Origin of the sequence: Sorangium aterium, assembly GCF_028368935.1 — a bacterium.
Lineage (GTDB): Bacteria > Myxococcota_A > Polyangia > Polyangiales > Polyangiaceae > Sorangium > Sorangium atrum.
This window is the reverse complement of the sequence record NZ_JAQNDK010000001.1, coordinates 1417278-1442382: the sequence shown is the minus strand read 5'-3', so window position 1 is coordinate 1442382 and position 25105 is coordinate 1417278. Positions and strand designations below refer to the sequence as shown.

Below are 25105 nucleotides of genomic sequence, written 5' to 3'. Positions count from 1 at the left end.
GTGCGCGGCATGAGCGACAACAGCACCGCCGCGGCAGGCGGCGACGGGGGCACACCCCGGGACGCGAGCGCCGCGCGGGACGCGACCGCGGCGCGCGACGCGGCCGTCGTGTTCGGCGACGCCTGGCGCTACGCGCCGGCGCCCGAGGGGCGCGATCACGTGAAGATCGCGCCGCGGTACGACCTCTTCATCGGCGGCGCGTGGCGCGCCCCGGCCTCGGGCCGCTACCTCGACAGCATCAGCCCGTCGACCGAGGAGAAGCTCTGCGAGTTCGCCGAGGCCTCCGAGCAGGACGTCGATCTCGCCGTGCAGGCGGCGCGGGCCGCGTACGAGAAGCACTGGTCGCGCATGCGCCCGCTCGATCGCGGCAAGTACATCTACCGCATCGCCCGGGCCCTCCAGGAGAAGGCGCGCGAGCTCGCCGTCGTCGAATCGCTCGACGGGGGCAAGCCCATCAAGGAGTCCCGCGACGTCGATCTCCCGCTCGCGGCCGCGCACTTCTTCTACCACGCGGGCTGGGCGGACAAGCTCGAGCACGCCTTCCCGGGGCGCGACCCTCGGCCGCTCGGCGTCGCGGGCCAGGTGATCCCGTGGAACTTCCCGCTGCTCATGGCGGCGTGGAAGCTCGCCCCGGCGCTCGCGGCGGGCAACACGTGCGTCCTCAAGCCCGCAGAGACGACGCCGCTCACCGCGCTGCTCCTCGCGAAGATCATCGAGGAGGCGGACCTCCCGCCCGGCGTCGTCAACGTGGTCACGGGCGCCGGCGCGACGGGCGCCGCGGTCGTCGGCCACCCCGGCGTCGACAAGGTCGCGTTCACGGGGTCGACCGAGGTCGGCAAGCGCATCCAGCGCGCGCTCGCCGGCACCGGGAAGCGGCTCACCCTCGAGCTCGGCGGCAAGGCCGCGAACATCGTGTTCGAGGACGCGCCGCTCGATCAGGCCGTCGAGGGGATCATCGGCGGCATCTTCTTCAACCAGGGCCACGTCTGCTGCGCGGGCTCGCGCCTCCTCGTCGAGGAGAGCGTGCATGACGCGCTCCTCTTCAAGCTGCGCGAGCGCATGGCGACCCTGCGCGTCGGCGACCCGCTCGACAAGAACACGGACGTGGGCGCCATCAACTCGAGGGCGCAGCTCGCGAAGATCGAGGAGCTCGTGGCCGCGGGGGAGCGCGAGGGGGCCGCGCGCTTCTCGGTGAGCTGCGCGCTCCCGCAGCGGGGCTACTGGTTCGCGCCGACGCTCTTCACGGGCGTCGCGCAGTCGCACCGGATCGCGCGCGAGGAGATCTTCGGCCCGGTGCTCTCGATCTTGACCTTCCGCACGCCCGACGAGGCGATCGAGAAGGCGAACAACACGATGTACGGGCTGTCGGCGGGCGTCTGGACCGGCAAGGGATCGAAGAGCTTCTGGGTCGCGCAGCGCCTCCGCGCCGGCGTCGTCTGGGCGAACACCTTCAACAAGTTCGATCCCAGCGCGCCGTTCGGCGGCTACAAGGAGAGCGGCTTCGGCCGCGAGGGCGGACGCCAGGGGCTGCTCGCCTACCTCGAGGTGGACTGATGGCGCTCGGCAACCAGGACAGCGGCGGCGACGAGGGGTGCACGTCGATCGGCGATTGCGCCGGCGCGGCCGCGCTCGACGCTCCTTCGGGCGAGGCGCGCGCGCGGGTCGGCGTGCGCAAGGCGTACAAGATGTTCGTGGGCGGCGCGTTCGTGCGCTCGGAGTCCGGGAGGTACACGCAGGTGCGCGATCACGGAGGCGCGGGCGCGGTCGAGAACATCCCGCGCGCGTCGCGGAAGGACGGGCGCGACGCGGTGCTCGCGGCGGCCGGCGCGCTCGGCGGCTGGTCGGCGCGCGCCGCGTACAACCGCGGGCAGATCCTCTACCGCCTCGCCGAGATGCTCGAGGCGCGGCGCGCGGAGCTCGCGGCCTCGCTCGAGCGCGGCGGGCTCGAGGCCGGCGCCGCCGAGCGCGAGGTCCTTTCGGCGATCGATCGCGCGGTCGCCTACGCGGGCTGGGCCGACAAGTACCAGAGCCTCTTCGCGAGCCTGAACCCCGTGTCCGGCCCGCACTTCACCTTCACGGTGCCCGAGCCGATGGGGGTCGTCGTCATCGCGGCGCCGCCGCGGCCGGCGCTCCTCGGCCTCGCGGGCGCGCTCCTGCCGGTGATCACCGCCGGCAACACGTGCGTCGTGCTCGCGAGCGAGGTGGATCCGCGCACGGCGCTCGTCTTCGGCGAGGCGCTCGCCACGAGCGATCTCCCGGGCGGCGTCGTCAACGTCCTCACCGGCCAGCTCGCGGAGGTGCTGCCGCACCTCGCCGCGCACATGGACGTCGCCGCGCTCGATCTGCACGGCGTGGACGCGGCGCTGGCGAAGCGCCTCGAGGAGGCGGCCGCGGCCAGCGTCAAGCGGGTGCGCGCCCGCTCGCTCGGCGAGGCCGAGTGGTTCGACGACAGGGCCGCGACGTCCCCCCGCTGGATCGAGCGGTTCGTCGAGATGAAGACGATCTGGCACCCGGCCGGGCCGTGACGCGGGCGGCGCTCATCGACGAGGCGCCGTGACGCGGGCGGCGCTCGTCGACGGGGCGCCGTGAACGGCGCCCGGGGCGCTCATCGACCGAGCACCATCCCCGTCTGGAGCGTCCGCCCGGCGACGAGGTCCGCCGCCGCGAGCGGCTTTCGTCCCTCGGCCTGGGCCCGCAGGATCTGGATCGCGCCCGCGCCGCACGCGACGATCACGACGCTGCGGCCCGCCATCACCACGGTCCCCGGCGGCGCTCCGGCCTGGTCGGCCTCGCTCTCGACGCGCGCGGCCAGGACCTTGAGCGCCTTGCCGTCGATCGTCGTGAAGGCGCCCGGCCACGAGGTCATCCCCCGGATGTGGTCGTGGATCTGCCGGGCGCTCCGCTCCCACCGGATGCGCCCGTCTTCCTTCTTCAGGAGCGCCGCGTGCGTCGCCGCCTCGTGGTCCTGCGGCGCCAGCGCGAGCGCGCCGTCCACCGCGCGGCGGAGGTCCTCGCGCACGACGCGCGCGGCGAGCGCACCGAGATCGATCGCGAGCTCGTCGGCGGTCGTGTCCGGGCCGATCGGCGCCCGGTGCACCGCGTAGACGGGCCCGGTGTCCATGCCCTCGTCCATCTGCATCAGCGAGATGCCCGTCTCGGCCTCGCCCCCGACGATAGCCCACGTGATCGGCGCGGCGCCGCGGTAGCGCGGCAGGATCGACGCGTGGAGGTTCATGCAGCCGCGCCGCGGCGCCTCGAGCACCGCCTTCGGCAGGATGCGCCCGTAGGCGATCACCAGCGCGACGTCCGCTCGCGCGTCCGCGACCCACGCGGCGAACTCGGGCGTGCGGACCTTCTCGGGCTGCACGACGGGCAGGCCGAGCTCCAGCGCCTTCACCTTCACCGGCGGCGCCTTCAGCTCGAGCCCGCGGCCGGCCGGCCGATCCGGCTGACAGACGACGCCGACGACGTCCGCGATCGACGCGAGCGCCTCGAGCGACGGCACGGCGATGGCGGGGGTACCGAAGAACAGGGCGCGCACGCCCTGGCTTCTAGCAGGACCTGCGTCCCTCGTGCCGCCTTCTTCGCTCGCGGCGAGCGCCGCCGCGGCGGGCCGACCTCAGGGCCCGGACGCTGGCCGCCCGCCGCGCTCCTCGTTCTCCTCGCGCGCCGCCGCGCCGCGCGAAGGGAGAGCCGAGCGCGGATCGGCGCAGCAGCGGAAGCCGGTCTCGTAGAACACGAACTTCGGCTCGTGCGCGTCGTTCGTCCCGCGGCAGCCCGTCCACGGCTTGGCCCAGAAGCCGCCCATGAGCGCGCCTGGCCACCGGCGGCCGCCGCGCGAGGCGACCCACTCCTCGACGTTGCCCATCATGTCGAAGACGCCGAAGGTCGAGGCGCACCCAGGGTGGGAGCCGCTCGGCGCGCCCTGCCAGAGCCGCTCGACCTCGCGCTGCGCCACCTCGCCAGAGGCGCCGAGCTTCCGCTCGTCGACCGGCCGCCAGGCCTTGCCGCTGTTGCAGACCGCCTTGTCGACGCGCCAGCCGTAGGCGAGGGGACGCCGCTCGGGGCCCTCGCACGCGAGCTCCCACTCCTGCTCGGCGCACACCCGCTTGCCGCGCGCGGCGCACCACGCGGTCGCCGTCTCGAACGACTGCATGACGAGCGGCTTCGCCCCGCGCTGGTTCGGCGCCTCGAACTGGTCCATGCACACGGAGATCTCGGTCGCCGGCCCCTCCTCGGCCGTGATGTCCTCCCAGTACGCGAAGCAGTGGGTCGCCTTGCCGCTCTTGACCGGCTCCACGCAGACGTGCTGCACCTCGTCGCGGTGCGTGCCGGTGACGAGCCGCATGTCCGCCGGACACGCCGGGCTGGGCCCTGGATCGAGCGACGGCGCCGCCGGCAGGCCGAGCATCGCGATCGCGAGCGCGCCGAGGCCGAGCAGGGGATCGATCATCGTTCAGCGAGGGCCAGGGTGTCGCTCCGTGCCGGGCGCAGCCTCGGCCGCGCCGCGCCGCGCGGCAAGCGACGGCGCGGAGGATCCTGCGCCGCGTCGCGCGCGCCAGGTGGTGGTGATGACGAGCGAGCGCTGCAGGTCGGAGCTGACCCGCAGCGTATCCTCATTCAAAAAAATGGCCAGGGCTGTGGCATGCGGCATGCGCCGTGTCTATGGTGAGTTCCCGTAGCCTCGCGGGCTGTCTTCCACCAAGAGCTGCCAGCAGGGCTCCGCGTTGCACCATCCGCATCCGTCTGGATGCAAGCCAAGATGACCGGGGCGCGCGGTGGCCGCGCGGCCCGGCTGCGTGTTGATGAAGGGGTTTACCTCCCCCGGTCGGGTGCCTAGAGGAGATCGCCATGTCCGAGAAAAAGAACCCGCCGATGCCGCCGCGCTCCGAGGAAGAGGTCGTCTTCGGCGACGAGCTGCCGGTTCTGCCGATCCGCAATGCGGTGCTGTTCCCGGGCGCCGTCGCGCCTTTCGATGTCGGCCGCGAGAAGTCGGTCGCGCTGGTGGAGGATGTCGACAACCTCCCTGGCCCGGTCATCGCGATCTTCGCCCAGCGCGATCCGTCGACCGACGATCCCGGGGCGGAGGACCTGTACCCGATGGGCTGCGCCGCGCGCGTGCTGAAGGCGCTGAAGCACAGCTCGGGCAACTACTCGTTGATCTTGCAGGGCCTCACGCGGATCCGGCTCGACACCGTCACGGCCCACACGCCGTACCTGCGCGCCAAGATCCGCCGCATGGACGAGCCGGCGACGGAGGACGTCGAGGCGGAGGCGCTGGCGATGAGCCTGCGCGACATCGCGAAGCAGGTCATCCAGCTGATGCCGGAGCTCCCGCGCGAGGCGGGCTCGCTCATCGACTCTATCCAGGCGCCCGGCGCGCTCGCCGATCTCGTCGCTGCGAATCTCGACGCGCCGGTCGAGGAGAAGGCGCAGCTCATCGAGACGATCGACGTCAAGGAGCGCATCCGCAAGGTGCTCCGGCTGCTCACGCGGCAGCTCGAGATCCTGAAGATGCGCGAGCGCATCAACTCCCAGATCAAGGAGGAGATGGGCAAGAACCAGCGCGAGTACGTGCTGCGCCAGCAGCTCAAGGCGATCAAGGAGGAGCTGGGCGAGGACGACGGCGATCAGGGCGATCTCGACGGGCTCGAGGATCGCATCGCGAAGGCGAACCTGCCGACCGAGGCGGAGACCGTCGCGAAGAAGCAGCTGAAGCGGCTGCGCACGATGCAGGTCGGGTCGGCCGAGTACACCGTGGTGCGGACGTACCTCGACTGGATCCTCGACGTGCCCTGGACGCAGTCGACGCAGGACAACCTCGACATCGGCAGCGTCCGCAAGGTGCTCGACGAGGACCACTACGGCCTGGAGAAGGTCAAGAAGCGCATCCTCGAGTACCTGGCGGTCCGCAAGCTGAAGCAGGACAAGAAGGGGCCGATCCTCTGCCTGCTCGGGCCTCCCGGCGTCGGCAAGACGTCGCTCGGCCGGAGCATCGCGCGCGCCCTCGGCCGCAAGTTCCACCGGGTCTCGCTCGGCGGCGTGCACGACGAGGCGGCGATCCGCGGCCACCGGCGCACCTACGTCGGCGCGCTCCCTGGCCAGATCATCCAGGGCATGAAGAAGTCGGGGACGATCAACCCGGTCTTCATGATGGATGAGGTCGACAAGATCGGGCACGACTTCCGCGGCGACCCGTCGGCGGCGCTGCTCGAGGTGCTCGATCCGGAGCAGAACAACACGTTCGCGGATCACTACCTGGAGATCCCGTACGACCTGTCGCACGTGATGTTCGTCGCGACCGCGAACGTGGCGGATCCGATCCCGCCGCCCCTCCGCGACCGCATGGAGATCCTCGAGATCCCCGGCTACACGCGGAAGGAGAAGCTCGCGATCGCGCGGCAGCACCTGCTCCCGAAGCAGCTGTCGGAGCACGGGCTCACGACCGAGCAGCTGGAGGTCACGGACAAGGCGCTGGAGGAGATCATCGATCACTACACGCGCGAGGCCGGCGTCCGGTCGCTCGAGCGGCAGATCGCGGGCGTCATCCGCGGCGTGGCGGTGAAGGTCGCCGAGGGCGACACGCAGAAGCGGCGCGTCGACAACGAGGACGACCTGCACGAGTTCCTCGGCCCGGCGAAGTACACGAGCGAGGTCGCGGAGCGCACCGCCGAGAGCGGCGTCGCGACGGGCCTCGCGTGGACGAGCGTCGGCGGCGAGATCCTCTTCATCGAGGCGACGCGGATGTACGGCACGGGCAAGCTCCAGCTGACCGGCCAGCTCGGCGACGTGATGAAGGAGTCGGCGCAGGCGGCGCTCTCGTTCGTGCGCAGCAACGCGTCGAGGTACAGCATCGCGAAGGACTTCCTCGAGAAGAGCGATCTGCACATCCACATCCCCGCCGGCGCGATGCCCAAGGACGGGCCGAGCGCGGGCGTGACGATGTTCACGGCGCTCGTCTCGCTCCTCACCGGGATCAAGGTCCGCCACGACGTCGCGATGACGGGCGAGATCACGCTCCGCGGTCGCGTGCTCCCGATCGGCGGCCTGAAGGAGAAGGTGCTGGCGGCGCACCGCGCCGGCATCAAGCGCATCATCGTCCCCGAGCGCAACCGGGCGGATCTCGAGGAGGTGCCGAAGGAGGTCGTGGACGAGCTGCAGTTCTTCTTCGTCAGCCGGATGGAGCAGGTCCTGGAGGCCGCGCTCGAGCGGCTGCCCGAGCCCGCGCCCGCGACCGAGGAGTCGAAGGACGGCGAGAAGAAGGAGATCGAGAAGTCGGAGAAGAGCTCGATCGCCAGCAACTGACGAGCGTCGCCAGCGATCGCTGAGCGACCTGTCTCCGAGGCGCCGCGCGGCTTGAACGCGCGGCGCCTTTTTTCGTGCCTCTCTTCGTCAAGACGCCCCGCGCGGCGGCGACGGACGCCTCTGCCTCTCGGCGAGCTTGGCGCGTTCGCTTGGCGCGCGGCAGCGACATCGCGTCGCCTGCGCAGCGCAGGCCGACCTGCGCGGCGGTGCTCGCGCCTGCGGGCGGCTTTCGCCTCGACGGATGTCAAGCGAATCGGTAGCCTCGAGAGCGCATGAGGCCGTGTCCGAACTGCGCGTGGATGCTCAAGGAGACCGACGCTGCCTGCTCGATGTGCGGTACGAGCGTGGCGGGCGCAGCGCCTGGAGCCTCCGTTCCGGTCGCGCCTCCGCCGGTGCAGGCGGGGGCTGGCGCCTATGCCCCGCCTGGCCCGCCGGGCTATCCAGGGCAGCCAGCCGCCTCGGGTTATGGCGGCGCGGCAGCCCCAGGCTACGCGGCAGGGGGCGCGCAGGGCGCCTATCCGCCTCCTCCCCAGGCGTACGGGGTGGGCGGGGGCGGGCTCTCGGTGCCGGCGTCGCCGGGCGGAGGCGTCGCCTTCTCGACGGGCGCGGAAGCGCCTTTCCCGGTCTCGCCCTGGGCCCGAGCGGCTCCTTCCGCGGGGCTCACGTCGCAGCCGGCGTCTCCGATGAACGCGCCGGGCGTCCCGCCGGCCCAGCCGGCGCTCGGGGCGCCGGGCCCGGGCATGGTGCCCGGCGCGTCCCTGGGTGGCGCGATGGGGCAGCAGCCCGTGGCGCCGGCGCCGGTCTTCGGCGTGCCCCCGCAGATGGTTGCGCCCCCGCCGATGGTGATACCGACGGGGGCGCCAGGGCTTGTCGCGCCGCCGATGGTGCAGGGGGGGGCGGTCGCGCCGCCGCCGATGGTGCAAGGGGGCGTGGTTGCGCCGCCGCCGATGGTGCAGGGGGGCGCGGTCGCGCCGCCGCCGATGGTGCAGGGCGGGGTGCCGGCGGTCGCTCAGGCCAGGGCGCCTGCGATCGTCGCGCCTCCGATCGTCCAGGGCGCGGTCTCGGGCGCGGTGCCGCAGGTGTCGGCGCAGCCGGCGCGCGTCCTCGTCGGCTTCATCGTGACGTTCCAGAACGATCCCGGAGGCAGCTTCTGGCCGATGTACAGCGGCCGGACGCAGGTGGGGCGCGCCGGGGCGGACGCTACGACGGAGATCGGGCTCGCGGATGCGAGCGCCTCTTCACGGCACGCGTCGATCCACGCGGACCCGACGACGGGCCAGGTCTTCATCGAGGACGACGGCTCGCGCAACGGCACCTTCGTCAACGAGCAGCGCCTCGGACAGGGCGAGCGCCGGCAGCTGCGCGACAACGACCGGCTGCGCCTCGGGAGCACGACGTTCGTGGTGAAGGTGCTGGTCGCCTGAGCGGAGAGCGAGGTTACTGACCGCCGGCGCCGCCCGAGCCGCCAGTCCCATCTGCGCCGCCAGCGCCGGCTGCGCCGCCACCGCCGGCTCCGCCCGTGGACGCTGCGCATTTCGAGAAGCCATCCACGATGACGCACTCGAACCCATCCGCGCAATCATTGCCGCCCTTGATGCAGGACTGACCATCGCCGCACCGCGCTGTGCAGAGCGTGCCGCCACAGTCGACGTCGGTCTCCGTGCCGTCCTTCACGCCATTGAAGCAGAGGGGGAGGGGCGCCGGGATCTCGCAGTTGAAATACTCCACCACCTCAGCCGAGGGGGCCGCGTCGGAGCCCGCTCCACCATCGCCCCCGCCGCCAGTACCCCCACCCTCCCCAGAACCAACGATAGGTGGGTAGTGGATGCTGAAGGAGATGAAACCATTGTATCCATCGAGATCGTTGGGGTCTGCCTCCGGGGGGGGCTGTTTCCCCAGGCTCGTTTTGAGTATGGCCCTCGGAAGGAGCGTGTCGTGGCCGCCGCACTTCGCTTCGGCTTCGAGCCGGTTGAAGTGGTATTGCGTGCCTTCCGAGCAGCTCACGTCGAGCGTTGCACGGTCTTCCGGTGTGATGACGGTCACTGTACCGCCGTCCACGTCGGCAGACTCGTTGCCGCCCCCGCCAGTAGCGCTACCACCGCCGGCATTTGCGTCCTCGCATTGTGCGATGGCGGTGGCGCCACCGGCGCCGCCACCACCACCACCACCGGCACCGGTGTCATTTCCGGGCTGGATGCATGGATTGATGGTCACCGAGTAGCTGAACTCCCCCGAGTACGTGAAGGAGCCGCATTCCTCTGCCCGGGCGTCGAGGCGCTTGAACGCGATGCTCTTCGGAGGGAATGATGCGACGTCGAGCGGCGGGTCGAAGACGACCTGACCTCCCTCCGTGAGGAAACAGATGTCGAGGGTCTCGCGGCCAGCGAACTTGCCTTTGGGCCCGTTCCCCGCACCAGGCGCACCGCACCGATTCACGACATCGGCATGAAAATCTGCGTAACAGTTGCTCGTGTCTTCGAGGAACGCGCAGACGTCATCGAATTCCTCTGCGCAGCCGGGCACGGAGACGGCTGCGGTCACGGCGAGGATCGGGGCAACGGCGGCGGCGAGCAAGACGTAACGGCGCATGGGCGCAGTCTACGCGTTCTCCCCGAGTGGGGGCCAGCTTCGCAGAGGTCTGCCGACGGCGCGCCGGCAGCGTGCGCCTCCGCCCCGCGCGCCGCCTGCTCCCCTCACAGCTCTGCGTAGGGCCCGGGGACGACGTACGCGTCGTCGTTGGCCGCGTACGTGAAGACCCCCCAGCACACGAGCTTGTACTTGATGGCGAACGCCATCGCTTCCCTCAGGTTCGCCTTCGGCGCGAGCACGGCGAGGTTCGAGCGGCGGACGCCCCACCAGCCCGGCCCGTGCTGCAGCACCGCGTCGTGGAGATCCTGCGTCGCGTGCTTGGAGTCCTCGAGCACCGCAAGGCGCAGCCGGACGAACGACTTGTCGCGCGCGGGGAAGTCGAACCAATACAGGTTCGACCTCGCCAGCTTCGGGGTGATGCTCCCGGCGCCCTGCGCCGCGAGGAAGCGGCTGAGATCCTCGGGCGAGAGCTTCTGGGTGACCGGGTGCGTGTCGACGCCGCTGCACGTCTCGGGGCCGATCTTGAACTCACCCAGCGCGAGCGGCGCCTCGGGTCCGTTCTCGGGAGTCAAGAGGTACCGATCGATCGCGGGCAGGTCGCCCGGGTACTCCACGCCGGCGTCGATGCCGCTGCACGCCGGGGCCCCCAGCGCAAGCGCGAAGGCCGCCGCGAGCGCGGGGCGCCGGGGCGCGCGCTGGCTCGGCGCCGGACGCTCGTGGCCCTGGCGCGTGCTGGTGGAGGGGGGGCTCGGCGCGCTCGCCGGCTGTGCTCCGGCGGGCTCGCCCTTGCGACTCGGTATGCTTTCGTTGGACATGGCTCTCTCGCGGCACGGGGGTACCGCCTCGATCGGCGGGCGCAGCGCTGCCCGGGCCGGGCAATCATTCAATGCCGGGCACCCCGAGGGCAAACTCCTCGGCGAACATTTGGCTGGCGTGCCCTCGCTGGCCTAGAGTTCCCCCGATGAGGCACCTCGGAATGCCGATGCTCGCGCACGTCCCCGCCTTCCGCGCCCGCCGTCCGCTCGCCGCCGGAGCGGGGCGCGCGGGCGTGGCCTGCGTCGCCGTGGCTGCGATCGCGCTGCTCGCCGGCTGCGGCGGCTCGCCCACCGCCCCCAGGCAGGACGACGTCTTCTACCTCCACGGCGCGGCCGGCACCCTGAGCAAGGACTCGAGCTTCGAGGTGTACTTCCCGCCGCTCGACGCGCCGGCGACGGACCGGGTGCCGCGCCGGATCGGCGTGGGCCTCATGAACGGCGACGTCCGCATGAGCCGCCCGATGGACTGGAACGTCGGCGGCGCCGACTACACGCCCGAGCGCCGCTTCATCACGTACCAGTCCCCGCGGCAGTTCCTGTTCTCGATCTACGAGCGCATCGACAGCCCCGACGAGCCGTGGCCCGACGTGCTCAAGCGCTACGAGGCGGACCTCGAGGAGCAGGGCGCGGAGATCCTCTCCGGCCGCGCGCCCGTGGCCACGGCGAACACGCAGGGGCGCAGCTACCTCGTCAAGGCGAAGATCCCGTCGAAGCCCGTCTCGGATGCCTTCGCCCACGAGATCCTGCTCCGGAGCCCCCGCCGCATCCTGCTCGTGCAGATCGTGCACCACGAGAACGTCGACGCGAACGCCGACGAGATCACCGCCGCGCTGCAGAGCCTCACCGTTTACTGAGCGCAGGGCGGGTCAAGACGGCGCCACGGCGCGAGCGCCGCCGCGCCTCCCGGCGGCCCGCGGCGGCGGCGCTCGGCCTCGCTCACATCGGCGGGGGCTCGCCCCGATCGTCGTCGTCCTCGTCGTCGCCGCCCGCGAGGTGCTTGTCGTCGAGGGGGATCGTGATCACGAGCCGCTCCGCCGCAGATCCGCCGATCCACGCGGTGCGCTTGAGCGTCGCGGCGCGCGGCGAGCCGAGCTGGAACCGAGGCGCCTCCTCCGTGTCCACGTGGATCTCGAGCATCACGTCGTGGATGCCCGGCGTGAACGTCTCGATGACGCCGCGGACCAGATCCTGCCGCCGGCCCCCGGGCAAGAAGGAGAGGTACTCGTCGTAGCCCACCGGGCCGAGCACGACCTTGTAGCGGCCGGAGCCGTCGAACACATAGCGCCCCAGCGTCAGGCTCTCGCCCAGCTGATGGTTCATCACGCCGAGCTTGTTTCTGAACGGCTTCTCGATCTTCGTCCAGTGACCGACGAACTGCTCGATCTTCACCCCGATGTTGCCGAGCATCTCGGACAGGACCGTCTCCAGGTTCCTCGCCGAGCGCGATTTCGAGGCGAGGACCGACGCGTAGCGGAGGAAGAAGAAGCGATCGAGCGGCGTCTCGTAGCCGCGGAAGCCGTCGACGCCGACCGCGCAGAGCATCCGACGCGAGAAGGGATCGGCGCCCTGCTTGCGGTACGTGACGGGCAGGCGGTACTTGGTCCACGCGCGGTAGAGCAGCGACAGGAGCCGGTGGTGGAAGACGTCGAGGAGCTCTCGGATCGGCTGCGGGCCGCCCTGGTAGTCGGCCTGCGCGATCTGCTCGATGAAGTACGCCGGCATCGGCGACACCGAGCCGTACAGGCTGAGGAACGTGGTCGAGACGCGGGCGCGCTCGACGCCGTCAGCCGACTTGACCGGCGCGAGCTCGCTCACGTCGCTCGAGGCGAAGATGAGCGACGGGTCGCCGCGCAGCCGGATGCGCTCGTCCTGCGCCGGCCCGAGCTGGCCCACCGGCGGCGCGGCAGGGAAGAGCCGCTCGAGCAGGTAGATGAGGCGGTAGTACGAGAAGCGCGGCGCGGTATCCGCGAAGCGCCGGAGCGTCTCCAGCGCGACGGGGTCGGCGCTCGCGGCGCCCCTCGGCGCAGCCGGCCTCAGATCAGCGTCAGGCTGCCGCTCTTCGGGTCCCATTTGTGCACCACGCGTGTATTCGTGCCGGTGACCGTCAGCTGCGTGAACGAGTTCAGCGAGACGTAGGACCCGAGCATCTCGTTCAGGATGCTCGCGAACAGGTACATCTCTCCCTCGCCGACGAACCCGCCCTCGTCGAGCTCGATGTCGACCGCGACGCCGCGCACCGGCGCCCCCCGGTACAGCCGATCCGTCGGCCGCACCCGGATCGACTTGATCGCGGCCAGGCGGAGCTGGTTCGCGCGCGCCGCCTGACGATCGACGATCGCCTGGAAATTGTAGAGATCGACCGTCGCCCGGAGCACCTCGAGCTCGGTGATCGAGCGGTAGCTCATCGCCATGTGCGCCAGCACGCGCCACTGCAGCTCGCGCCCGAGCGGCGGCGGGAGCGGCGCGGTGACGCCGGTGAGGTTGGTGAAGCTCGCCACGGCGGGCGAGGTCGCCGTCGGCACCCTGAGATCGCCGAGCTTCAGCTGCGCCGGCAGGCGGCGGTTCGTGCTCGTCGCCTCGATGCTGATCACGTCGAACTCGGGGAGGGCCCCGGCGTCCTGCGGGGAGCCGAACGAGAGGTACATGTCGATGCCGTCGCCGATGGCGGCCGGGCGGAGGTGCGCCTGGTAGAAGATCGTCCGCGCGGCGGCCTCGGGATCGAGCTCGTGCTGGAAGCTGAAGAACGAGGGGATCTCGACGCGCTGGCTCGTGCGCCGGGCGATGCCGACGACCTTGTCGATGCTGTGGATCTCGAACGCCGCGGGCGCCGCGCCCGCCGGGCGGCAGAGGTACTCGTGCTTCGTGGCCTCGGGCTTGATCGGATCGCTCGTGTGCTCGAACAGGTTCACGACGGGCGAGCAGAACAGCCGGAGGTTCTCCCTGCTGATCCTCGTCCCCGGCGGGAGCCCGTCCCTGAACTGCAGCAGGATCGCGAACCGGTCCGAGATCCGCTCCGCCGAGAGCGCCTGCAGGCCGGTCACCTCGAAGAACGCGAACTTCTGCGGGAGCGTGAAGAACTCCTGCAGGAGCCGGAACCCCGGGTAGACCGTCTTCGGGTACGGGATCAGCGACTCTTCATCGGAGAAGCCGGTGAGCCGCACGGCGCGCGCCGGGAGCGACGCGATCGTCGTGTCGCGCCCCGCGGCGTCCACCGCGGCCAGCGCGACGGTGTCGACGTGCGCCCCGACCCAGAGGCGGAGGTCGTCCTGCAGCCTGCGCTCACCGTGGATGTAGAAGCGCAGCGAGGAGAGCGACAGGCCCGACAGCGCGGCTCCGCCGGTCAGACGGAGCTCGATGCGGAGCGTCTGCGCGAGCTGCGCGCCCGTGTCGACGCGCACGTCCTCCACCGCGAGCGGGACGAGCTCGACGTCCTGGGTCGTGCGGAACCGGCACGAGACGCCGTCGACCGGCACCGATCCGACCTCCGCGTGCCGAGCGACGACGAGCTTCTCGCGCACCACGTTCGGGAGCGGCGTGAACTCGATGATCGATGTCGCCGGGATCTGGCGGAGGTAGTGCGGAAAGAGCAGCGATGCGACCGAGTGGATCACCTCGGGGAGCTCGTCGTCGAGCTTCTGGCGGATCTTGCCGGTCAGGAACGCGACGCCCTCGAGCAGGCGCTCGACGTCGGGGTCCCCGCCTTTCTCCGCGAGCATGGGCGCGATCCCGGGGTAGGCGGCGGCGAACTCGCGCCCCAGATCCCGCAGGTAGGTGAGCTCGTCCTGGTAGTACTTGTTGAACATCCTCTCGCCACCGCCAGTCGACCGCCGGGGCCGAAGGCTGTCAACCGCCGTGAGCCGGGCCGCCGGGCGGGGGCTACGTCATCCGGACATTGCCGCTCTGGTCCACTGCAGCGCCGAGCCGGAGCGCCTGCCGCCGGCCATCGGGAAAGTGAATCTGCGCGGTGATCTCGAACTCGAGGACCATCGACTGGATCGCGTCCGTGCGCAGGTGCCGGACCTGCACGTTCTTCAGCCGCGGCTCGTAGGTCTGGATGCAGTTCTTGAGCGAGCGCTGCACCAGGCCGATCGCCTCGGGGAACTCATGCAGCACCTCCGAGACCTCCATCAGGCCGTAGTCCGGGCAGGTCAGCGAGCTCCCCTGGCGGGTGTTCAGCATGTGCCCGAGGTGCGTCAGGATGGCCGACTCGAGGTCGTGATCCCGGTAGGTGTGCCGCTCCGTCGAGTGCGGGTCGGCCGCGTGCGCGATTCGGGTGAGGAGGGAGGCACCGGCCACGGCGGGATCGTAGATCAGCTCGCGCCTCGAGCGGAAGCCCGCCCGCTCAGCGCGGCGTGAGCCAGTCGTCTTCCGCGGAGACGCCCCCGTCGTTCCAGATCCAGACGACCTTCTGGTACGTGAACGCGACCTCCTCCTGCTCGGGCGCGCGCGCTTGCACCGGGTTCCTCACGTTGAGCATGTGGAACTGGATGCTCGAGATGTTCGCGTTCGTGAGCTGGACCGTGAAGACTGGCTTCTCGATACCGATCGCGATCGACCTGTAAAACTGGAGCTCCCAGCGGGGGATGCTCTCGTTGTGGCTGAGGACGTTGAGGAGGAGCGGGGTGGACCGATCGAGGTCCTTCGTGACGATGAAGGGCTTGTGCATCCGCTTGCCCGTCGGGCGTCCGGTGACCGGGTCGCGCGGCCCCACCAGCGAGTGGAATACCTCGGTGACGAGGATGCTACCTTCTCGCCCCTTCTGGGTGACGGAGCCCCTGATTTCCCCTTGTCTTTCGCCGGTGAGTCTGAGGTAGGCGCTGAGGGGCATGCCAACATTCTGAGCTTGCTGCGGGTGATGGCCATGCCTGATTTTGAGGAACCCTCTGGAGCGGGGCGCATCTTCGTGCGCTACGGGTTCATCCGCCTCGTTCGGCTCGCTGCGGCGTACTTTCGTACGCCTCACTCGCCTGCCTAGCGGCCGAGCCCGTAGCGCACGAAGATGCGCCCCGCTCTGATGCCCCAACGTCAGGACGACAAACGCAACCGGGCGACCCGAAGGCCGCCCGGTGCGACGAGACATCTACCGCTAGACGCTACTGGTTCGGCGTCTCCCAGTCGTCGTCCGCCTGGCGCGCGCCGTCGCCGTCATCGTACGACCACTCGATCTTCTGGTACGTGAACGAGATCCGCTCGTACTCCGGCCGGTCCTTGCTGCCGTCCGTGAGGCGGGTGTTGTCCATGTGGAAGTCGATGCTCGCGACCGTCGCGTTCGTGAGCGTGACCGTGTAGTGGTTCTGCTCCTTGCCGACGTTCTTCGAGGCCGCGGTGCCCGGCGTGTAGAACTTGAGCTTCCACTCCGAGATGCTCTCGTTGGTGACCAGGGCGTTGTAAAGAAGGGGGGTCGACTTGTCGAGCTCCTTCGTGATCACGAAGGGCTTGTGCTGGCGCTTCCCGCTGGGCATGCCGGTCGCCGGATCACGCGGGCTCACGACCTGATGCTGCACCGAGATGACAGCGATGGTCTTCTCGCGACCCTTCTGGGTGACCGAACCATCGATGGGGCCCTGGGTAACGCCCTTCAACTGGAGATGAGCTTGCAACGCCATGATCAGATGCCTCTTCCTTCAAGAACTCGCCGCCTGGGCTCAGTCTACGCCCCATTGCGCGCTGGCAGACGGTCCGCCCCGTCGGGACTAGGAGTTAAGAGACATAGAGATAAGACTCTCATCGTATCTCTACCCCTGTTCGTCTCAGGGAGTCCAGAAGGTAACTCCCTCCTTGGGAGCGTCAAGACTTTTGTGTCCCGGGGCAGCGCGGGTTTCTTGGCATTCGGTTCGCTTTTGGTTGGGGTTTGGTTCGCGTTTGGTTCCTGAGAGCGCGCAATATTCCGTCGCGAAGCCATCGCTTCCATAAGAGGACGCGGGCGTGTCCATCGCGTTGCGGGCGTGTGGGGAACGTGACGACGCGGGGGACGGCAGCGTGATCTGGCATGCGTGCGACCGCCGACACCGAGAACGAGGCGGGCTGGCCGGCCAGAACCGTTGGCCGGCCAGAGCCGTTGGCCGGCCAGGGCGTTGGGTCGCGAACTCGCCTTGGCGACGCCTTGCATGATACGAAGAGCGCGTGAGCATCGTTCGCTTCGGCTCCGTCGTCGGCCTGGGGCTCGCCGCCGCCCTCGCGGGCTGCGGATCGTACCCAGAGCAGCCACACGGCGAGCTCCAGACACGCAAGCAGAATCCGATCCCGGTGTGCACGACCCAGCTGCCGCCTGCGAAGCGCGGGGCAGGCGGCAAGGCGGCCGTCCGCACCCTCGACCCAGACCAGTGGCTGAGCGTCGTCATTCCCGGCTACAGCGAGGAACGCGGGATCGGACCGACCGACGTCGACTGTACCGGCCACTACGTGTTCGCCAACGAGACCCTGCGCGGCGGCATCTCCAAGTCCGGCTGGCCGCGCAAGATCGATCCCGACGAGGTCGAGATCCGCTCCGGGCCGGAGGGGCTTCGCGCCGTATGGGTGCGCGTCCTCAAGTTCGAGAACGGCGACGAGGGCGGCCTCGTGGCGCTCGTGCGAGCGGCCGGCGATCGCGCGGACGTCTACGGGGTCGGCAGCTTCCGCGCGCCCGCCAAGGGGACCAAGCTGTCCCCGGTGCGCCTCGGCAACGACAACCTCGTCGTGGCCGAGACGAAGAGCTGCCCTGATCCCGACGACTGCCGACAACGAGCCCACTTCTACCTCGCGCGAAGGGGACGGCTGATCGAGGCGGCGTCCGTCGACCTGGAGCGGACGGCGGTGGTGCCCTCCGTCACCGAGCGCGGGCTCTACGCTCGCTACGTGCTGCGCACCGACGTCTCCTACAAGCCGAACGGCATTCAGCTGCTCGAGCAGGTGCGGGTGAAGATCGTGAAGCACGACGACGGCAACCGCGACAGCGACCGCGAGCTCCGCCGCGTCGAGTTCCAGCGATTCCTCCGGGTGGAGCGAGATACGCTCTTCTCGTCGAACGATCCGCTCTGGGAGCGCGTCGTCGGACAGGACTAGAGCGACGGTCGCCCGCTTCGGATACGGGCCCACCTCGACGTTTTCGGTGCTCAGCGCACGGGAGTGCGCTTGCGCGCCGAAAACGCCGATCTGGGCCCGTCTCCTGTGCGGGAGACCGCCGCTCTGCTCGGCATGGGGCAGAGGGGGGCGGAAACCGCTGTAGGGGGTCGTAGAGGGAGCGCGGGGGGGCCCGCCGGACGCGCGCCTTGCCCGCGCATGGCGCGGACGCGGCGCGCGTGATCTGCTCGAACCTCGGCCTGCCCCCCGCGCTCCCCCACGACCCCTGGCCGCTCCAGCGAGCGGGGGGAGGCTTGCTAGCGAGGGGAGGAGGGAGGCCTGGCGGAGAGAGGGGAGTGGGCCTGCCGGAGAGGCGGCTACCAGCAGAACAGCGCGTTGCCGTAGCCGCAGTTCGGGCGCTGGAGCATCGCGTAGGCGGTGCCGACGGCGAGGCCGCTCAGGAAGCCGGTGACGCCGCCGATCGCGATCTGACCGGCGTTCTCGTGCGGCCGCGTGTCGCCGGGGGCGACGCTCCGGGCGATGGTGGTGACGACCGAGGCGGTGAGAGGGAAGGCCACATTGCCGATGAAGCCGCCGGCGTTGAAGCGGCCAGACGAGTAGCGGAACGTGTCGACCACGAAGATGCCCGTCCCCGCGCCCGTCGCGCCCCAGGAGGCGAACGCGTGCGTCGACGGGCCGCCGAACGACTCGCAGCCCGAGTCGGACACAGCCGCCTTCGTCTCGTCGATCGAGCAGCCAGGGCGCGTCGACTCGAGCGCGTTCTTGATCGGCAGGTCCACGAGCAGCGTCAGCGCGGTCATCGTCATGGCGGGCGCCATGACCGAGAAATGCCAGCGCCCCTTCCAGCCGACGGTGGCCTCCGGATCGCTGTAATAGACACGCGGCATCAGGAAAACGACGGAGCTTCCCAGCACGAGGCTCACGTCCGAGACCGTGGCCCAGTTCTTATCGCGTTGGACCGTCGTCTGCGCGGCCGCCTCGATCGGGGCGAGGAGGCACGCGGCCACGGCCAGACATCCTGCTGCTACGACTTTCTCCCTGATTCGCATGAACGGCGCCTCGCGTTCGGCCGCGCCTCCGGCGAAGATCGGCGAGCCCAAGACGCGGCTCGCCGCGCGAAGCCCCGCCGTGTTGGGGCGCTAGCGTTTGTTCGGATTCCCAGAGCCGGGGAAGCGGACGATGCTCCGGCCTCCCGACTCGCCGGACGACCCATAGTCCTCTGCGGCGGTCGCAGCGTACGCCCGAGAGAACTGCTCGCCAAATATTTCCCGAAAAGTCTCCTTGTCCTCCCCCGAATAGTCGCCGTGGCGGCGCTCGTAGAGCTTCCAGAGCTCCTCGTACCTGTTCGAGAACAGCCCGCCTTTCTTGCCCGCGCGCTCGAGCTTCTCCTCGAGCGTCTTCGGGGAGAGCTTGACGAGCAGCGACCTCACGCCCCCCATCACGCCGTTCAAGAGCGCGATCTGGTGGCTCATGACATCCACGAAGATCTCGTGGAGGTGCCGCGCGGCGTCCGGGCCCCCGACCGGCGTGAGCAGGACCGTGCCGAGCTCCTTCGCGTCCTGCGCGTTCGCGACCTTGTCCGTCTCCGCGGAGCGATCGCGCGCCAGCACCTCGGCCTCGAACTCCTGATAGCCGTCGCGCAAGCTCACGAAGCACTTCAGGAAGACCTCCATCGTGTCGCGGAGCCGCCGCGCGAAGTTGACGATGCCCGCGACGTCGTCGGGCGGCTTCGTGCCGGGCGCGAGGGCGCCCGCCAGCTCGGAGAGCGCTGCGAACGCCGCGTTCGCCGGGGCCAGCTCGCCGAGCGTGCGGTAGTCGACGCCGTAGTACTGAGAGATCTTCTGGAAATCCCGCTCCGCGAGCACGCTCGGGTGCTCCTCGCCGAGCCGGCGCAGGTAGCTCTGGCGCGCGTCGGGCGGGAGGCGCGCGAGGTGATCCCAGATCATCCGGTAGACCGCGGCCCACGCGGTCCGGTACGCCTCCAGGTACGGGACGACCTGCCGCAGGTACGGGTCTTCACCGCCGGGGGCGGCGCGCTTCTGCGGGCTGATCAGCGCGGAGAGGTTGTCTCCGCCCGTGCCGAGCAGCGTGCCGTCGTTCGGGCTCTCGGACTTCAGCGGCGCCTCGATGATCGCGAGCCGGATCTGGATCGGGCCGATCGTGATCTCCGGCTGGCCGCTCACGTCCACCGAGGTGTCGCGCGCCAGCCGGTGCCCCGCGAACATCGTCCCGTTGGTGGAGCCGAGGTCGCGCACGAGGATCCGGCGATCGCGGACGTCCACCGCCGCATGGAACTGGGAGATGTAGGGCCGGTCGATGTGAAGGTCGTTCAGCTGATTCCTGCCGATCCGGACAGGGAAGCGCTCGAACGAAGCGTCGAAGCTTTGGTTGGCCTGGGTGTCGGACACGCGGGCCGAGAGCGCCGCCGGCATGGGTGCAGACTAGCAGACCCGCTCCGCCGGACGGGAGTGCCTGACGTCCATCCGCACCATGCGGCCCGCCAGTCCGCGTGCGGCCCACCCAGAGGCCACGCCGAGGCCGGCCCGCCCAGAGGGCGCCGAGGCCGGCCCGCCCAGCCCCCGCCCACCCGGGCCGGCCGGTTTGTTGACCGGTTTGCCTACATGGTGCGACGTTGAACCACACGCAAATGAGCCTCGTCCACAAGATCCCTCCCCTGGTCTCGGCCCTGGCGTTTGGCTACGGGGTCGGGATGGCGGCGCCCCAGTCGGCGATCACGTCGGTCCAGTCGGCGGTGTCGACCTACCAGCTCGGGGCACCGCGGGCGACGGCGCCGGTCGGGGCGCTCGCCGCGGCGCCGCCGCCGACCGCGGCGCCTGCGCGCGGGCTCGACGGCCCGGCAGCGCCGCCGGGGGGCGAGTCGCGGGAGCTGTGGCGGCTGCGCGAGGCCGCGGGGCGCGACGCGCGGGAGGGCGCCGCGTGCGAGGTCGACCGGCCGAGCTTCTCGCGGCCGCCGCGCGCGTTCTCGGCGGAAGGCAGCTACGCCGACGACGTGGACGATCTCGACGCGGCCGGCGCCGAGGCGCTCTCGAAGCTGCAGCTGCCGGACCTCCGGCTCGCCGTGTCGCGCCGCACCCTCAAGTACGTCCGCTTCTTCACGCGCACCGACCGCGGGCGGCAGATGTTCGAGACGTGGCTGAAGCGGAGCGGGCGGTACCAGGAGATGATCCAGGGCGAGCTCAGGGAACGACGGCTTCCGGAGGATCTCCTCTGGGTGGCCATGATCGAGAGCGGCTTCGACCCGCGGGCGAAATCGCCGGTCGGCGCCGTCGGGCTCTGGCAGTTCATGCCCGCCACCGGCGCGGTCTACGGGCTCCAGCAGACGCGGCACCTCGACCAGCGGAAGAACCCGCGCCTCGCCACGCAGGCGGCGGCTCACCACCTGCGCGATCTCTACCTGCGCTTCGGCAGCTGGGATCTCGCGCTCGCGGCCTACAACATGGGCTACGAGCAGCTGCTCGACCGCATCGATCGCTACGGGACGTCCGACTTCAACGAGCTGGCGCGCCAGGAGGCGATCCCCTCGGAGACGGCCGCGTACGTGCCGAAGATCGGGGCGGCGGCGATCGTCGCGAACAACCTGGAGCGGTTCGGGTTCGATGAGGTCGCGGTGAGCCGGCCGATCGACGCCGCCGAGATCGCGGTGTCCCCGGGGACGCCGCTCAAGACGCTGGCGAAGGCCGCCGGCGTCGGGACCTCGACGCTGCGGAAGCTGAACCCCGACATCCTGGGGGACCGCGTGCCGCCCGGACGGGGGGACTTCCTCGTGATGCTCCCGTCGGACACGCTGGCGCGAGCGCAGGCCGCCCTGCCCGCGATGCTCTCCACGGACGTGCTCTCCACGGACGACGCGTCGATCCTCGATCCGGTCGACCTGCTCGGCGGGCGCGACTTCGCGCCGCGGAGGGGGAGCCGGGACGACGAGAGCCTGCTCTCGCTCCTCCCGAAGCCCGCGCGGAAGCGGGCGGCCGAGACGGCGGAGACGGACGTGGACGACGACGGCCGGCCTGCGCTCGGCAAGCGACGCTCGATGCGCGATCCCGTGGCGATGTCGTCGCTCGACGACGGCCCGGAGGGCTCGTCCGACGACGACGCGGCCAGCGCCCCGCCGCGGACGCGCGCCGCGCGCGCGCAGTCGCGGTCCGCGCGCGAGGTGATGCTCTACCGCGTCGCGCCCGGCGATACGCTGATCGGCGTGGCGCGGCAGTTCGTCATAGACGTCGAGGACGTCGCGCGCGATAACCGTATTGAGCCGGACCAAAAGCTCCGCGTCGGCGCCCTGCTCAAGCTGCGGATACGGCCCGACATGGTGGACCGCGTCGCGGCCGGCGAATCGCTCGCCGCGCAGGAGAAGGACGACGGCGCCCGCGACGCGGCGCCGCGCGGCGACGCGACCCGCGGGGGGGCCAAGGCGCCCGCGCGGGAGCGCGGAGACGCGAGCGGGGCCGAGGGCCGCGCCCCGGAGGCCGCGGAGAAGAAGCGCAAGGGGCGAGGCTGACGAGGCGCTTTCGGACGAGGGCGCGCCTCGGTTAGCATGCCGCGCATGCAGCTCGTCGACACCAAAGCCATCGTCAAGCGACTCACAAAGAACTGCACCTCTGCCCTCGAGGCGGCGATTGGCCAGTGTGTCAACGCGCGCCACTACGAGGTCACGCTCGAGCACCTGCTCCTCGCGCTGCTCGACGACGCGAACTCCGACATCGCGTTTCTCGTATCCCACTATGATCTCGACCCGTCGCACCTCCGCGCCGCGCTCCAGCGCAGCCTGGAAGAGCTGAGGAAAGGCAACGCCGGGAGGCCCGTGCTCTCGCCGACGATGCTCGAGTGGATGCAGGACGCCTATCTCGTCGGATCCATGGAGTACGGCTACCACCGGGTCCGGAGCGGCGTGCTCTTCCAGCGCCTCGTCCAGCAGCCGACCCGGTACTCGGTGAGCAGCATCGGCGCGTACCTCGAGGGCATCTCGAAAGACGATCTCAAGAACAACCTCTCCAAGATCGTCTCCGGCTCCAAGGAGGAGGCCGAGGCCGCGGCGGCCTCGGCGGGCGCGGGCGCGCCCGGGGCCGGGAAGCTGCCGGCCGGGATGGCGAGCGCCGGGCCCGATTCGGCGCTGGCGAAGTTCTGCGTCGACTACACGGGGAAGGCGCGCGCGGGGCAGATCGATCCGATCTTCGGCCGCGAGCGGGAGATCCGGCAGGTGATCGATATCCTCGCGCGGCGGCGCAAGAACAACCCGATCATCGTCGGCGACGCGGGCGTCGGGAAGACGGCGCTCGTCGAGGGGCTCGCGCTGCTCATCGTCGAGAGCACGCCGGAGAACCCGAAGGTGCCGCCGCTCCTGCAGGGCGTCGACATCCTCGGGCTCGACATGGGGCTGCTCCAGGCAGGGGCCGGCGTGAAGGGCGAGTTCGAGAACCGGATGAAGCAGGTGATCGCCGAGGTGAAGGGGTCGTCGAAGCCGATCATCCTCTTCATCGACGAGGCGCACACGCTCATCGGCGCGGGCGGCCAGCAAGGCGGCGGCGACGCGGCCAACCTGCTCAAGCCGGCGCTCGCCCGCGGCGAGCTCCGGACGATCGCGGCCACGACGTGGAGCGAGTACAAGAAATATTTCGAGAAGGACGCCGCCCTCGAGCGGCGCTTCCAGCCGGTGAAGGTCGACGAGCCGAGCGAGCCGGCGGCCGTCGTCATGCTCCGGGGGCTCCGGCCGAAGTTCGAAGCGGCCCACAACGTCATCATCCAGGATGAGGCGGTGACCGCGGCCGTGCGGCTGTCGGCGCGCTACCTGACCGGGAGGCAGCTGCCGGACAAGGCGGTCGACCTGCTCGACACCTGTGCGGCCCGGGTGAAGGTCGCGCTGCAGCAGCGCCCCGCCGCGGTCGAGGACGCCGAGATCCTCATCGTGAACGCCGAGACCGAGCTCAAGGCGCTCGAGCGGGATCGGGACAAGGGCGTCCACATCGATCAAGAGCGGGTCGCGGAGCTCAAGGACAAGCTCGCCAAGGCGAAGGCCGAGCTCGAGTCGGTGCGCGCCGACTACGCGAAGGAGACGGCGGGCACGCAGCGGGTCATCGACGCCCGCAAGAAGATGGACGAGGCCAAGACGAACGAGGAGCGGGACGCCGCGCGCCGTGACGTCGTGAAGGCCCTCGACGAGCTCAAGCAGAGCCAGGGCGAGGTGCCGCTGATCCGGCCGGACGTCGACGAGGCCATGGTCGCGAGCGTGGTCGCGGCGTGGACGGGCATCCCCGTCGGCAAGATGGTCCAGGACGACGTGAAGGCGCTCCTCGAGATGGAGGACCGGCTGACCCGGCGGATCAAGGGGCAGACGCACGGCATCGTGAGCATCTCGAAGGAGCTCCGGAGCGCGCGCGCGGGCCTGAAGCCGCTGAGCACGCCGCAGGGCGTGTTCCTGCTCGTGGGGCCCAGCGGCGTCGGCAAGACGGAGACCGCGCTCGGGATCGCCGACCTCATGTTCGGCGGCGAGCGGATGATGACGGTCATCAACATGTCCGAGTTCCAGGAGAAGCACACGGTCTCCCGGCTCATCGGCTCGCCCCCGGGCTACGTCGGCTACGGCGAGGGCGGCATGCTCACCGAGGCCGTGCGCCAGCGGCCCTACACGGTGGTGCTCCTCGACGAGGTCGAGAAGGCCGACCCCGACGTGATGAACCTGTTCTACCAGGTGTTCGACAAGGGCATGCTGAGCGACGGCGAGGGGCGGCTCGTCGACTTCAAGAACACGGTCATCATCCTGACGAGCAACCTCGCGACCGACAAGATCACGAACATGACGGTCGCCGCGCGGGAAGAAGACCCGTCGCGCCGCCTCGACGCGGACGGCGAGTTCATCAAGGAGATCGTCGAGTCGATCAAGCCGACGCTCTCCGCGCACTTCAAGCCGGCGCTGCTCGCGCGCATGACGACGGTGCCGTACCTGCCGATCTCGCCCGACGCGCTCGGCGAGATTACGCGGCTCAAGCTCGACGCGCTCGTCGACCGCCTGCGCAAGAGCCAGCGGATCGAGGCGTCGTACTCGGACGCGCTCGTCGAGACGATCGCGGCGCGCTGCACCGAGGTCGACACGGGGGCGCGCAACATCGACCATATCCTCCGGGCGTCGCTCCTCCCGCTGCTCTCGGTCGCCGTCCTCGAGAAGATGGCGGAGGGGCCGCTCCCCAAGCGGCTCCAGATCGGGGTCGACGCCGAAAAGAACTTCACGATCTCGTTCTCGGACTGAAACGGACTGAATCGGACTGAAACGAACCGATCGACGCCGCTCGCACACCGAAAGTTGTACTGGCCGCGAGACTCCGCAT

Annotated in this window: 19 protein-coding genes; 8 read left to right on the top strand and 11 right to left on the bottom strand. The window is 70.4% G+C overall.

Features of this window, described 5'->3' with window-relative positions:
- Positions 1–9 precede the first annotated feature (9 nt).
- Both POL72_RS05265 and POL72_RS05260 read left to right on the top strand, forming a co-directional pair.
- Positions 10–1554: an aldehyde dehydrogenase family protein gene (locus POL72_RS05265; protein WP_272093911.1), complete on the top strand. Its 1545-nt coding sequence runs from the start codon at positions 10–12 to the stop codon at positions 1552–1554.
- A complete protein-coding gene (locus POL72_RS05260) occupies positions 1554–2525 on the top strand; it encodes an aldehyde dehydrogenase family protein (protein WP_272093910.1) in 972 nt (323 codons plus the stop codon). The genes POL72_RS05265 and POL72_RS05260 overlap by 1 nt, the downstream gene beginning before the upstream one ends.
- Before the next feature lie 80 nt (positions 2526–2605).
- Here the strand turns inward: POL72_RS05260 and fmt are convergent, their stop codons facing one another.
- Together fmt and POL72_RS05250 are read right to left on the bottom strand one after the other, a co-directional pair.
- Positions 2606–3541, bottom strand: coding sequence for a methionyl-tRNA formyltransferase (gene fmt / locus POL72_RS05255; protein ID WP_272093909.1), 936 nt, complete (start codon positions 3539–3541; stop codon positions 2606–2608).
- A 78-nt stretch (positions 3542–3619) separates the two neighbouring features.
- Positions 3620–4453 carry a formylglycine-generating enzyme family protein gene (locus POL72_RS05250; RefSeq protein ID WP_272093908.1) on the bottom strand — a complete coding sequence of 278 codons (834 nt, stop codon included), beginning with the start codon at positions 4451–4453 and terminating at the stop codon, positions 3620–3622.
- Positions 4454–4851: 398 nt separating this feature from the next.
- Here POL72_RS05250 and lon point away from each other — a divergent pair, with 398 nt between their 5' ends.
- Both lon and POL72_RS05240 read left to right on the top strand, forming a co-directional pair.
- Positions 4852–7305 (top strand): endopeptidase La, encoded by a 2454-nt coding sequence (lon, locus tag POL72_RS05245; RefSeq protein ID WP_272093907.1) that lies wholly within the window; start codon positions 4852–4854, stop codon positions 7303–7305.
- Positions 7306–7577: 272 nt separating this feature from the next.
- Entirely contained in the window at positions 7578–8729 is a 1152-nt protein-coding gene (locus POL72_RS05240) for an FHA domain-containing protein (protein WP_272093906.1), read from the top strand.
- Between the two features lie 13 nt (positions 8730–8742).
- On the opposite strand, the gene POL72_RS05235 is transcribed toward POL72_RS05240, so the two are convergent.
- Together POL72_RS05235 and POL72_RS05230 are read right to left on the bottom strand one after the other, a co-directional pair.
- A complete protein-coding gene (locus POL72_RS05235) occupies positions 8743–9894 on the bottom strand; it encodes a hypothetical protein (protein WP_272093905.1) in 1152 nt (383 codons plus the stop codon).
- Between the two features lie 104 nt (positions 9895–9998).
- A complete protein-coding gene (locus tag POL72_RS05230; RefSeq protein WP_272093904.1) occupies positions 9999–10709 on the bottom strand; it encodes a hypothetical protein in 711 nt (236 codons plus the stop codon).
- 146 nt (positions 10710–10855) lie between these two features.
- Between POL72_RS05230 and POL72_RS05225 the strand changes: the two genes are divergently transcribed.
- A complete protein-coding gene (locus tag POL72_RS05225) occupies positions 10856–11563 on the top strand; it encodes a hypothetical protein (RefSeq protein ID WP_272093903.1) in 708 nt (235 codons plus the stop codon).
- A gap of 82 nt (positions 11564–11645) precedes the next feature.
- Here POL72_RS05225 and tssG read toward each other — a convergent pair whose 3' ends face one another.
- From tssG to POL72_RS05200, 5 genes are all read right to left on the bottom strand, one after another.
- Positions 11646–12779 (bottom strand): type VI secretion system baseplate subunit TssG, encoded by a 1134-nt coding sequence (gene tssG / locus POL72_RS05220; protein WP_272093902.1) that lies wholly within the window; start codon positions 12777–12779, stop codon positions 11646–11648.
- A complete protein-coding gene (gene tssF / locus POL72_RS05215) occupies positions 12743–14512 on the bottom strand; it encodes a type VI secretion system baseplate subunit TssF (RefSeq protein WP_272093901.1) in 1770 nt (589 codons plus the stop codon). The genes tssG and tssF overlap by 37 nt, the downstream gene beginning before the upstream one ends.
- A gap of 73 nt (positions 14513–14585) precedes the next feature.
- The gene (gene tssE, locus POL72_RS05210) at positions 14586–15005 is read right to left on the bottom strand and encodes a type VI secretion system baseplate subunit TssE (RefSeq protein ID WP_272093900.1); all 420 of its coding nucleotides are present in this window, start codon (positions 15003–15005) and stop codon (positions 14586–14588) included.
- A gap of 46 nt (positions 15006–15051) precedes the next feature.
- Complete coding sequence (gene tssD / locus POL72_RS05205; protein WP_272093899.1) at positions 15052–15537, bottom strand: type VI secretion system tube protein TssD; 486 nt, start codon at positions 15535–15537, stop codon at positions 15052–15054.
- 265 nt (positions 15538–15802) lie between these two features.
- Positions 15803–16315, bottom strand: a complete 513-nt coding sequence (locus POL72_RS05200) for an Hcp family type VI secretion system effector (RefSeq protein ID WP_272093898.1) — start codon at positions 16313–16315, stop codon at positions 15803–15805.
- A 517-nt stretch (positions 16316–16832) separates the two neighbouring features.
- Between POL72_RS05200 and POL72_RS05195 the strand changes: the two genes are divergently transcribed.
- Positions 16833–17750, top strand: a complete 918-nt coding sequence (locus POL72_RS05195; RefSeq protein ID WP_272093897.1) for a hypothetical protein — start codon at positions 16833–16835, stop codon at positions 17748–17750.
- Positions 17751–18124: 374 nt separating this feature from the next.
- On the opposite strand, the gene POL72_RS05190 is transcribed toward POL72_RS05195, so the two are convergent.
- Positions 18125–18775: a hypothetical protein gene (locus POL72_RS05190; protein ID WP_272093896.1), complete on the bottom strand. Its 651-nt coding sequence runs from the start codon at positions 18773–18775 to the stop codon at positions 18125–18127.
- 132 nt (positions 18776–18907) lie between these two features.
- Positions 18908–20200 (bottom strand): type VI secretion system-associated FHA domain protein, encoded by a 1293-nt coding sequence (locus POL72_RS05185; protein WP_272093895.1) that lies wholly within the window; start codon positions 20198–20200, stop codon positions 18908–18910.
- Between the two features lie 200 nt (positions 20201–20400).
- Between POL72_RS05185 and POL72_RS05180 the strand changes: the two genes are divergently transcribed.
- Together POL72_RS05180 and tssH are read left to right on the top strand one after the other, a co-directional pair.
- Positions 20401–22284, top strand: a complete 1884-nt coding sequence (locus POL72_RS05180) for a lytic transglycosylase domain-containing protein (RefSeq protein WP_272093894.1) — start codon at positions 20401–20403, stop codon at positions 22282–22284.
- A gap of 45 nt (positions 22285–22329) precedes the next feature.
- Positions 22330–25026 carry a type VI secretion system ATPase TssH gene (tssH, locus tag POL72_RS05175; protein ID WP_276596381.1) on the top strand — a complete coding sequence of 899 codons (2697 nt, stop codon included), beginning with the start codon at positions 22330–22332 and terminating at the stop codon, positions 25024–25026.
- Positions 25027–25105 lie beyond the last annotated feature (79 nt).